This is a genomic window from bacterium, assembly GCA_016873475.1.
Classification (GTDB): domain Bacteria; phylum Krumholzibacteriota; class Krumholzibacteriia; order JACNKJ01; family JACNKJ01; genus VGXI01.
In genome coordinates this window covers 1-3,019 of sequence record VGXI01000304.1, presented here as the reverse complement: position 1 = coordinate 3,019, position 3,019 = coordinate 1, and the positions used below count along the sequence as shown (strand labels likewise).

At 72.4% G+C, this 3,019-nt stretch carries 4 protein-coding genes; all 4 read left to right on the top strand.

The window, feature by feature from the left end; translation table 11 throughout:
- The coding region (locus tag FJ251_15065) for a CoA pyrophosphatase (protein MBM4119022.1) at positions 1-500 on the top strand (500 nt) is incomplete at its 5' end.
- 74 nt (positions 501-574) lie between these two features.
- Complete coding sequence (locus tag FJ251_15060; protein MBM4119021.1) at positions 575-1,726, top strand: acyl-CoA dehydrogenase; 1,152 nt, start codon at positions 575-577, stop codon at positions 1,724-1,726.
- Between the two features lie 30 nt (positions 1,727-1,756).
- On the top strand, positions 1,757-2,527 hold the full coding sequence (locus FJ251_15055; protein ID MBM4119020.1) for an electron transfer flavoprotein subunit beta/FixA family protein: 771 nt from the start codon (positions 1,757-1,759) through the stop codon (positions 2,525-2,527).
- 33 nt (positions 2,528-2,560) lie between these two features.
- The coding region (locus FJ251_15050) for an electron transfer flavoprotein subunit alpha/FixB family protein (protein MBM4119019.1) at positions 2,561-3,019 on the top strand (459 nt) is incomplete at its 3' end.

Here is a 3,019-nt window from a genome sequence, read left to right as displayed (position 1 = left end):
TCCTCGTGCCCCTGCTCGATCGAGCCGGACAGCCTGCCCTGCTCTTCTTGCGCCGCGCCGCGTCGCTCCCGGACCACGCCGGGCAGGTGGCCTTTCCCGGCGGCCTGCGCGAAGCGGGCGACGCCAACCTCGCCGCGACCGCGCTGCGTGAAGCGGCGGAGGAAGTGGCCGTCGATCCCGCGCGCATCGAGCTCTGCGGCCCCTTGGCCCGGGTGAGCACGCTCGCCAAGTACAGCATCCAGCCCTTCCTCAGCCTCTGGCCCGCCGGCGACTACGGCACCGCAAGTCCGGCCGAGGTGGCGCAGGTCTTCCAGGTGCCGCTGGCCTGGCTCGCCGACCCCGCGCAGAGCCGCGAGGTGGAGATCGCGCTGCCGGAGCGCCGCCTGCGCGCGCCGGCCTGGTGCTGGGAGGACGAGATCATCTGGGGCGCGACGCGACGCATCACGCTGGATCTGCTCCAGCGCCTGGCCGCCGCCGGCGCGGCCTTTGGTCTTGAGTAGGGCCGCGCCTTCGACTAGACTGCCGACTCCGTTTCGACTGCACTTCCTGGCCGCGCGCTAGACGGGACTCGCCGATGGACTTCCAGCTCACCGAGCAGCAGCGCATGATCCGCGACATGGCGCGGGACTTCGCGCAGGGCGAGATCGAGCCGGTCGCGGCGCGTCTGGACGCCGAGAAGGCCTTCCCGGCGGACATCCTGCGCAAGGCGGCCACGCTCGGCCTGATGGGCATCACCGTGCCGGCGGAATACGGCGGCGCGGGACTGGACAGCCTGTCCTACATTCTCGTCCTCGAGGAGATCGCCAAGGCCTGCGCTTCGACCTGCGTGATCCTCTCCGTGCACAACACGCTGGCCAACGGAACCCTCCTGCGCTACGGGAGCGACGCGCAGCGGCGGCAGTGGCTGCCGGATGCCGCGGCGGGGCGGACGCTCGGCGCCTACCTGCTTACGGAGCCGGGCGCGGGCAGCGACGCGGCCAGCCTGCGCTGCCGCGCCGAGGCGGTGGCCGGCGGTTGGCGGCTCAGCGGAAGCAAGGCCTTCATCACGAACGGCGCGCACGCGGACTTCGGCATCCTCTACGCGGTCAGCGATCCGAGCGCCGGCACGCGGGGGATCAGCGCCTTCATCCTCGATTTCCGGACCGAGGGCGTGCACTGCGGGCCCGAGGAGCGGAAGATGGGGCTGAACGCCTCCTCCACGGTGATGGTCACCCTGGAGGATGCGCTGCTGCCGGAGTCGGCCTTGCTCGGCGAGCCGGGCCAGGGCCTCAAGATCGCTCTCGGCATGCTCGATGCGGGGCGCATCGGCATCGCGGCCCAGAGCCTGGGCGTCGCGGGCGCCGCGCTCGCGGAGGCGCGGCGCTACGCGGGCCAGCGCGAGCAGTTCGGCTCGCCGATCGGCCGCTTCCAGTCCGTTCAGTGGCAGCTCGTCGAGATGGCGCTGCAGGTGGAGGCCGCCCGGCTGCTCACCTATCGCGCCGCGGTCGAGCAGGCCGCGGGCCGGTCCGTGGCCATGGCGGCGTCGATGGCCAAGCTCTACGCGAGCCGCGCGGCCGTCTTCTGCGCCGAAAAGGCCGTGCAGGTGCACGGCGGCTACGGTTACCTCAGGGACTTCAAGGTGGAGCGGCTCTTCCGCGACGCCCGCGTGCTCGAGATCTACGAAGGCACCAGCGAGGTGCAGCACCTCGTGATCGCCCGTGAACTGGCGCTGGAGGAGGCCTCCTAGCCGGCCGCGGGCGTCGATCCAAGGAGCGAGATGAAGATCGCGGTGATGATCAAGCAGGTGGCCGACACGGCCGCCAAGATCGAGCTGACGCCAGGCGGCGAGGCGATCAAGCTCGCCGGCGTGCAGCTCGTCCTCAATCCCTACGACGAGTTCGCCGTCGAGCAGGCGATCCGCGTCAAGGAAGCGAGCGGCAGCGAGGTCGTGGTCTTCAACCTCGGGCCGGCCAGCGCTGACGAGGCAGTCAAGACCGCCCTCGCGATGGGCGCCGACCGCGCCGTGCTGATGCGCGAGGAGGCGGCCCTCGGGCTGGACGCCGCCGGCGTCGCCGCGGCGCTCGCCGCGATGATCCAGCGCGAGGGGGACTGCGACCTGGTCTTCTGCGGCAAGCAGGCGACCGACGACGACAGCCATCAGGTCGGCCCGGCCGTCGCCGAGCTGCTCGGCCTGCCGGCCGTGACCTTCATCACGTCCTTCGCGCTCGCAGGCGGCGAAGCCACCGTGGGCCGCGAGGCGGACGGCCAGCGCGAGACGCTCGTCGTCAAGCTGCCGGCGCTCTTCAGCTGCCAGAAGGGGCTCAACGAGCCGCGCTACCCGAGCCTGCCGGGCATCATGCAGGCGGGACGCAAGCCCCGCGCGCTCGTGACGCTGGCCGAGCTTGGGCTGGCACCGGCGCCGCGCGTGGAGCGCCGCGGGCTCGGTCTGCCGCCGACCCGCGCCACGGGCAAGCGCCTGGTGGGGGAGATCCCCGATCAGGTCAAGCAGCTGGTGGAGCTGCTGCGCAACGAAGCCAAGGCCGTCTAGCCGCCACCCGACCAGGACGAGGAGGATCGAGGAATGGCAGCCATCTGGGTGTACCTGGAGACCAAGGGCCAGGTGCTGAGCAAGGGGTCCCTGGAGGCTCTCGGCGAAGCGCGCCGGCAGGCCGACGCGAGCGGCGGCAGCGTGACGGCCCTGCTCTTCGGCGGGCCGGGCAGCGCAGCGCTCGCGGCGAGCGCGGGGGCGCAGGGCGCCGATCGCGTCATCAGCGTCGAGGATCCCGCCTGCGCCGACTTCAACCTCGAGCTGCAGCTAGCGCTCGCCAAGCGTGCGCTGGCGGGCGGCGAGGCGGACCTGCTCCTGATGAGCGTCAGCACGCACACGCGCGAGCTGGCCGCGCGCCTGGCGGCGCAGCTCGGCGTCGGCCTGGCCGCGGACTGCGTGGAGATCCTCGGCGAGGGCGGCGAGCTGCGTTTCCGGCGGCCGATCTACGCGGGCAAGGCCATCGAGACCCTGGCCCTCGCGGGCAGGCCGGCC